The organism is Amycolatopsis sp. NPDC003676 (assembly GCF_053587275.1).
The window spans coordinates 23,628-29,678 of the sequence record NZ_JBSFNS010000104.1 but is presented as its reverse complement, the minus strand read 5'-3'; the positions used below and the strand labels follow the sequence as shown (position 1 = coordinate 29,678).

Here is a 6,051-nt window from a genome sequence, read left to right as displayed (position 1 = left end):
GGAGCAGCGTGCCCGGCCCGGGGGGCCGTTCACGCTGCTCCTCCACACGCCGACGCGATCCCGCGGGGGTGGCTGGTGTTGGGGACGGTGTGGGTGGGGTGGTGGTTCGGCGCGGAGGGGGTTGTGTTCATGGGGAGGCAGCACTGCGGGTGCGGACGTGGGCCGTGGGGGCGGGTGCAGCCAGGGTTGTCGGTGGCGCTGGGCGTTGCCGGGGTGTACGGAGTCACCGGCGGGCACTGATCCGTGTTCGGCCCGGTTGCGGAGGGGCGGGCGGCGGGTCGGTGCGGGGAGGTTCGGTCGGGAGGGGGCCTGGCCTGGGTGCGGGGTTCGCTTCGATGGGTGTCCGCGCCGGTGCGGGTCCGGATCGACGGGCGATCTCGACGGTTCCGTCGAAGACGGCACGGTCTTCGGCGCGGCGGTTGATCTCGGCGGGGTTCCGAGTGTGGCCGGGATCGGTGTCGGGGATTCGAGGTTCTGGTCGGCGGGAAAAAGGCCGCCCGGGCCGGAGGCATTCGCCTGCGGCCGGGGCGGCCTTTTCTGCTGAGAGACTCTAGCTCCCGCGTTCCGGGTGTGCCCGGCGGCGGCCGCGCGGGAAATCGCCGGGCGGGCGCCGTTCGAACTCCGGTGGGGGAGCGAACGGCTCGTCCGGCTTTTCCCGAAATGATCTCCGCGGAACCCGCCGGGGCGACCGGCTATTTGCCCGCGCGCTTTTTCGCGGTGCGCTTGCGGGGTTTCGCCTCCGGCTTCTGGCTTTCCTCGTAGGCGGCGATCACCTCGCGCGGGATGCGGCCGCGTTCGGCGATCGCCCAGTTGTTGTCGAGGGCCCACGTGCGGATCGCCTTGGAGCGTTCGCGTTCCTCGGCCGTCGGCGCGGCCGTGGCCCGCACGGTCGTCTTGCGTCCGCCGGTCCGGCGGGCGGACGCGATGAACGTCGCCAGTTCCTCGCGCAGGGTGGCGGCGTTCTCGTCGGAAAGGTCGATTTCGTACTGGACGCCGTCGAGTCCGAAGGGGACGGTCTGCCCGGCTTCGGACCCGTCGAGGTCGTCGATCATCTCGACGAGGACTTTCTGTGCCATCGCGGTGACTCCTCCTGGAAACGGGACGCGGTCACCGCAGACCATAACAGGAGTCCACTGTGGCTGGTCGGCGGCAATAATGTAACGCCGGTCGCGCGGGCGGAATTGGCCGTGCCGAGCGGAACGGCGGTCTGGGAGTTTTCCGTTGCGGCATCGACCCGGCGAGGCTGGGCCTGCTCGGTGACGTGGAGTCCGCAATCGCCGAGTCCGCGGTATTTCTCCGGGTTGCTGGTGATGAGCCGCACTCGCTCGGGGATCCGCGCGCCGGAATCAGCAGAGCGGAAGTCCGCTTGAGGGAAAAGGTAAACCATGCCGGTGTCGCCCCGAGGATCGCGTGCCGCTGAGCTCACGTCGGCGACCTGCTTCGGGGAGGCGTTCACCAGTCGGGCGGAGCTCGCATTGATCCCGCGGCGGGCGGGTATGCGGGGGGAAGAACCCGAGGAAGGGAGCGCCAATGTCTGACGTCCGTGAGTACCTGACGGAAGTCGAGTACCCGTGCGAGCGCGAGGAGCTTCTCCGCCGGGCGGCCGCGAGCGGTGCCGGGGACGACGTCATCGGGCATCTCGGCAAGCTGCCCGAGCAGCGGTACGAGAACGTGGAAGCGGTGCACCGGCTGCTCGGCGACGACACCGACCCGCACGGGTGACCTCAGTCGGCGACGCCTTTCTTCTGGTCGATGAAGGTCTGCCGTTCCGGGGTGACCTGGAGGATGACGCGTCCGCAGACCTCGGCGTAGCGGTAGGGGTCCTGCTCGTCGCGGGCGGCGTTCTGGTACTTCACCCGGTGGGTCTCGGTGTTGAGCACGATTTTCTCGACGTGCACCCAGATCATCTGTGTCTTCAGCCTGCCGCTCGGCGGGTAAACCAGGTCAGAGCCAAACCAGCCCGGCGAGGACGGCGACCCCCGCGAGCAGCCAGGCCACGTAGTCGCCGACCTGGCCGGAATGCGCGCGGTGCAGGACGGTCAGGGCTTCGTGCACCGGTTTCGGCGTGCGGTGCCGCGACCACAGCGCGAAGGCTGCTGCGCCGAGGGTGAGCAGGGCCGTCACCGCGGCGGACAGCAGACCGGGGCCGGTCCAGGACAGCTCAAACGCCGTCATCGGGAGGGGCAGCGGCAGCGTCGGCAGGACGTCGTGGAGGTAGCCCGCGCGGTCGACCGCTTGCGTCCCGGCCGCCGCGGCGACGTCGCGGATCCACGGGACGACCCCGGCCGCCAGCGCGAAACCGAGCAGCACGACGACGGCGGCGAGCATCGGTATCGGGGTGCGCTGGATCGGCTGGCCGGTCTCGGGCTCCTCGCCGGAACCGGTGGTCGTGTCGGCGGAATCGTCGGCGGGCGGCCTGCCGAGTCCGAAGTAGACTCTCAGTCCGGCTCGCAACACTGCTGCGGCGGTCAGCGCCGAGATCACCGCGAACACGACCATCAGCCATTCCGGGCCGGCGTGCTCAGCCGCGTCCTTGCCGAGCGCCAGGCCGAAGGGCGGCAGTCCGGCGAGTGCGGCTGCGGCGAGCAGAAACAGCACTGCTTCTGTCCGTGAATGCGTTGCGCGGCCGAAGAGATCGTCCTCGTCGACGCTGCCGTAGCGGTCCTTCAAGACCCCAGTGAGGAGGAAGAGCGCGCCTTTTGCTCCGGCGTGCCCGAGCACCGAGAGAACGAACGCGGCCGTCGCCTCGCCGCCGGTCGCGGCGAGTCCACAAAGGAACAGTCCAATGTGGGCGATGGTCGAGTAGGCCAGCAGGCGTTTGAGATGCCGCTGGGTGAAGCAGAGCACCGCGCCGAGCACTGCGCTGGCGATTCCGGCGGTGAGGAAGATCCGGCTGACGGTGGCGTCGTCGAGCACCGAGCCGAAGACTGTGGTGCGGACGCGGAGGACGCCGTAGAGGCCGAGTTCGACCATGACGCCGGAGAACAGCACGCACACCGGTGTCGGCGCGACGGCGTGCGCGTCCGCGAGCCAGAAGTGGAACGGCACGGTGGCGGCTTTGACCAGCAGGCCGGTGCACACCAGGACGAACGCGGCGATGACGAGCGCGTCCGCCGGACGTCCGTCGAGCGCGACTCCCAGCTGCGCGAGACCGAGCTGGCCACCGCGGGCGTAGAGCAACCCGATGCCCATCAGCGTGAAGTAGGCGCCGAGGGAGTTCACGACGCCGAAGTTCAGCGCGCCCTGTACGGAGTCCGCTTCCTCGATCCGGTACCCGGTGAGAGCGTAGGCGACCCCGCTCATCAGCTCGAAGAACACGAACAGCGTGAACAGGTCGCCGGTGAAGAGAAAACCGAGCATGCCGGTCAGGAAGAGCAGCATCATCGCGTGGTAACGGGCTTCGACGGCTTCGAAGTAGTGCCAGCTGTAGAGCAGCGCGCAGACTGTCAGAAACGCTGCCAGCGCGGCGAAAGTCGTGTTCAGGCCGTCCGCGACGAGCACGATGCCGACCGAGCGGGTGCCTTCCGGGCCCTGTCTGCCCAGCCAGGTGACCACTCGCTCGTGGTGCGCCGCGGTCAGCAGGACTACGCACAGTGCGCAGACTGCCGCCGCGGTCACCGTGGCCGTCACGTCGACGACGACGCGGGGGAGTTTGCCGCCGAGGCCGAGCAGCAGGCAGGCGGCCAGCAGCGGGACGGCGACGGCGAGCGCGGGCAGGGTCGTCATGGTCAGCCGCGCAGCGCACGCAGTTCGTCGGGGTCGACCGTGCCGTGGCGGCGCGAGATCTGCAGCGTCAGGGCGAGCAGGAGCGCGGTGATGGTCGCCGAGACGACGATGTCGGTGAGCGTCATGGCCTGCACCATCGGATCGACTACCGGCTGCGACTGCCCCTGGGACACGATCGGGGCGGTGGCCTGGTCCTGGTAGCCGATCGCCAGCAGCAGGACGTACGTGCCGGATTGCGCGACCGACAGCGACACCACGGTGTGCACGAGGTGCCGGCTGCGCATGATCCCGGCGCAGCCGAGCAGCAACAGCCAGGCCGCTACGCCGTAGCAGGCCGCCGACACGACGCCGGTCATTGTTCCTCCAGCCCGTGCACGAAGAACCGCGACAGCAGCACGACGAATCCGGCGGCGACCTCGATGCCGATCAGGACGCTCAGCACCAGAACGGTCCCGGACGAGAGCAGCGAGCCGAATTGGCCGAGCGGCAGCACGTTCGCGAGGAACGAGCCGCCGACGGCCAGTCCCATCAGTCCGGTCACGACGTACAGACCGGTGGCCGCTGCTTCGGCGTACTCGCACCAGTCGATCGGGCGCAGCCGGGCGAGGGCGCCGTAGCTGCCGGAGAGGTAGAGCAGGTGCCAGCCGGTCGCGAGGACGACGCCGCCCTGGAAACCGCCGCCCGGCGTCAGGTGTCCGTGCAGGACGATGTCGATGCCCAGCAGCACCGAGACCGGCAGCAGCAGGAACCCGGCGAGCTTCACCGCGGGCAGGACGTAACCGTGGCTGTCCGGTTTCGGCTCTTTCTTGGGCGGCTGCAGCAGGGCGAGCGTGCCGACCACCGCGGCGGCGACGATCGTTTCCTCGCCGAGGGTGTCGAGCGCGCGGAGGTCGAAGTTGACCGAGGACACCAGATTCGGCGTGGCCTCCCGGAAACCCCAGGGCAGGACCAGATCCCGGTAGAGATGGCTGGCGGTCCCGGCGGTCGGCATCCGGGTGAACGCGGCGACGAACAACGCGGCGACTCCGGCCAGCCCCGCCGTGCCGACGATGTCGCGGGTCCTCATCGCTTGCCCGTCTTCCGCAGGGTCAGCAGGACGAGCAGCGGGACGATGGCCGCGCCGACGGCGAGTTCGGACAACGCGACGTCCGGGGCTTGGAACACGACGAAAAGCACCGTCAGGCACAGGGAAAACACCGTGAGCGTGATCGCCTGCCGTTTCGGGTCGTGCGTCGCGACGACAGCGAACCCGGCCACTGCGACCAGCGCGAGCGCGACGAGCAGAACGGCGGCCGTCATGCGGGGAGATCCTCGTCGATCTCGCCCCGGCGGCGGGCTTCGAGCCGGGCGGTGGCCGACTGCAGGATCGGGCTGGTGACCGCCAGCAGCACGACCGTCGCGAGGATCGCGCCCGAACCGAGTTGGACGCCGTTGACCAGGACGAGCCCGACGCCGATCAGCGGCGCGCCGAGCGTCGTCGCCGGGGAGAGGAAATGCAGGCGGGTCAGCAGGTCCTTGGCGCGCACCAGGCCGACGGCGGAGGCGAGGACGACGAATACCCCGGCGAAGACGAGAATCTGGGCGGCGAGGGTCATCGGGTCCCCAGGAGCCGTGCGAAGACGAGAGTCCCGGCGAAGGCGAGGACGGTCAGCGTCAGCGGGAGGATGATCGCGCTGGACGGGCCGTACGCCTGGATGAGCAGCAGGAGCGTCAGGACGGTGACGGTGCCGGCGAACTGCATTCCGGCCAGCCGTTCGATCGCGGTGCCCCGGGCCGCGAGCCACAGCGCGGTGCCGAGCCCGCCTGCCATCAGGAGCAGGGCGGCGAGGAGGAGCCAGGTCATCGCGTCACCTGATCGAGGGTCGGGGAATCCGGAAGCAGCCGGTGGACGACGACGTGGGCGTCGTCCGGCGGGCTCGCGACGACCATCGCGCCGGGCGTGCAGCCGACGATCACTGTCGCGGTGGCGAGGCGTGCTTCGTGCTGCGCGCGCGGTTCGGTGGGGACGGTGACTTTTTCGCACTTTCCGGCGGAGGGGTGTTGGAAAACTGTGCGCAATGCGGCGACGGATTCACTGATGGCGGCTTTGGGGAGCGGTATTAACCAGGTCAACCAGCCGAGCCTGGGATGCCACGAACCGTTCATCGCCCGGCGCGCGGAACGGGCGGCGATCGCGCAGACCGCTGCGGCGCTGGCCCCGGCGATGAGTTCGGGGGCCGACGGGGTGGAGAGCGTGAGGGTCCACAGCCCGGTCAGGGCAAGCCACCACAGCGGAATCTCGGTCGCAGCGCGCATGTCTCACCTCGGGCAGGGGCTACCCACTTC

General features: G+C 69.7%; 10 protein-coding genes. 1 reads left to right on the top strand and 9 read right to left on the bottom strand.

The genetic code is table 11. The annotated features are described in order from the left end of the window. Positions 1–692: 692 nt before the first annotated feature. Positions 693–1,076, bottom strand: coding sequence for a histone-like nucleoid-structuring protein Lsr2 (locus ACWDNU_RS36725; RefSeq protein ID WP_370936147.1), 384 nt, complete (start codon positions 1,074–1,076; stop codon positions 693–695). A gap of 454 nt (positions 1,077–1,530) precedes the next feature. Here ACWDNU_RS36725 and ACWDNU_RS36720 point away from each other — a divergent pair, with 454 nt between their 5' ends. Beyond that, positions 1,531–1,722, top strand: a complete 192-nt coding sequence (locus ACWDNU_RS36720) for a DUF2795 domain-containing protein (protein ID WP_370936148.1) — start codon at positions 1,531–1,533, stop codon at positions 1,720–1,722. Positions 1,723–1,724: 2 nt separating this feature from the next. Here the strand turns inward: ACWDNU_RS36720 and ACWDNU_RS36715 are convergent, their stop codons facing one another. Genes ACWDNU_RS36715 through ACWDNU_RS36680 form a run of 8 tightly spaced genes read right to left on the bottom strand, consistent with a single transcriptional unit; the run spans position 1,725 to position 6,021 of the window. Beyond that, the gene (locus ACWDNU_RS36715; RefSeq protein ID WP_449672246.1) at positions 1,725–1,907 is read right to left on the bottom strand and encodes a hypothetical protein; all 183 of its coding nucleotides are present in this window, start codon (positions 1,905–1,907) and stop codon (positions 1,725–1,727) included. A 37-nt stretch (positions 1,908–1,944) separates the two neighbouring features. Then, on the bottom strand, positions 1,945–3,726 hold the full coding sequence (locus ACWDNU_RS36710; RefSeq protein WP_449672245.1) for a complex I subunit 5 family protein: 1,782 nt from the start codon (positions 3,724–3,726) through the stop codon (positions 1,945–1,947). Between the two features lie 2 nt (positions 3,727–3,728). Beyond that, entirely contained in the window at positions 3,729–4,082 is a 354-nt protein-coding gene (locus ACWDNU_RS36705) for an NADH-quinone oxidoreductase subunit K (RefSeq protein WP_116204709.1), read from the bottom strand. Continuing rightward, positions 4,079–4,792, bottom strand: coding sequence for an MnhB domain-containing protein (locus tag ACWDNU_RS36700; RefSeq protein WP_449672244.1), 714 nt, complete (start codon positions 4,790–4,792; stop codon positions 4,079–4,081). Before ACWDNU_RS36700 ends, ACWDNU_RS36705 begins: the two co-directional genes overlap by 4 nt. Further along, positions 4,789–5,025, bottom strand: coding sequence for a Na(+)/H(+) antiporter subunit B (locus tag ACWDNU_RS36695; RefSeq protein WP_037810690.1), 237 nt, complete (start codon positions 5,023–5,025; stop codon positions 4,789–4,791). The genes ACWDNU_RS36700 and ACWDNU_RS36695 overlap by 4 nt, the downstream gene beginning before the upstream one ends. Beyond that, positions 5,022–5,321 (bottom strand): cation:proton antiporter, encoded by a 300-nt coding sequence (locus ACWDNU_RS36690; RefSeq protein ID WP_449672243.1) that lies wholly within the window; start codon positions 5,319–5,321, stop codon positions 5,022–5,024. Before ACWDNU_RS36690 ends, ACWDNU_RS36695 begins: the two co-directional genes overlap by 4 nt. After that, positions 5,318–5,569 carry a monovalent cation/H+ antiporter complex subunit F gene (locus ACWDNU_RS36685; protein WP_449672242.1) on the bottom strand — a complete coding sequence of 84 codons (252 nt, stop codon included), beginning with the start codon at positions 5,567–5,569 and terminating at the stop codon, positions 5,318–5,320. Before ACWDNU_RS36685 ends, ACWDNU_RS36690 begins: the two co-directional genes overlap by 4 nt. Further along, complete coding sequence (locus ACWDNU_RS36680) at positions 5,566–6,021, bottom strand: Na+/H+ antiporter subunit E (RefSeq protein ID WP_449672241.1); 456 nt, start codon at positions 6,019–6,021, stop codon at positions 5,566–5,568. Before ACWDNU_RS36680 ends, ACWDNU_RS36685 begins: the two co-directional genes overlap by 4 nt. Positions 6,022–6,051 lie beyond the last annotated feature (30 nt).

Excerpts from the sequence above, each read along its gene's own strand:
- ACWDNU_RS36685 (WP_449672242.1), bottom strand. The coding sequence starts at position 5,569 with ATGACCTGGCTCCTCCTCGCCGCCCTGCTCCTGATGGCAGGCGGGCTC.
- ACWDNU_RS36720 (WP_370936148.1), top strand. The coding sequence starts at position 1,531 with ATGTCTGACGTCCGTGAGTACCTGACGGAAGTCGAGTACCCGTGCGAG.
- ACWDNU_RS36695 (WP_037810690.1), bottom strand. The coding sequence starts at position 5,025 with ATGACGGCCGCCGTTCTGCTCGTCGCGCTCGCGCTGGTCGCAGTGGCC.
- ACWDNU_RS36710 (WP_449672245.1), bottom strand. The coding sequence starts at position 3,726 with ATGACGACCCTGCCCGCGCTCGCCGTCGCCGTCCCGCTGCTGGCCGCC.
- ACWDNU_RS36700 (WP_449672244.1), bottom strand. The coding sequence starts at position 4,792 with ATGAGGACCCGCGACATCGTCGGCACGGCGGGGCTGGCCGGAGTCGCC.
- ACWDNU_RS36725 (WP_370936147.1), bottom strand. The coding sequence starts at position 1,076 with ATGGCACAGAAAGTCCTCGTCGAGATGATCGACGACCTCGACGGGTCC.
- ACWDNU_RS36705 (WP_116204709.1), bottom strand. The coding sequence starts at position 4,082 with ATGACCGGCGTCGTGTCGGCGGCCTGCTACGGCGTAGCGGCCTGGCTG.
- ACWDNU_RS36690 (WP_449672243.1), bottom strand. The coding sequence starts at position 5,321 with ATGACCCTCGCCGCCCAGATTCTCGTCTTCGCCGGGGTATTCGTCGTC.
- ACWDNU_RS36715 (WP_449672246.1), bottom strand. The coding sequence starts at position 1,907 with ATGATCTGGGTGCACGTCGAGAAAATCGTGCTCAACACCGAGACCCAC.
- ACWDNU_RS36680 (WP_449672241.1), bottom strand. The coding sequence starts at position 6,021 with ATGCGCGCTGCGACCGAGATTCCGCTGTGGTGGCTTGCCCTGACCGGG.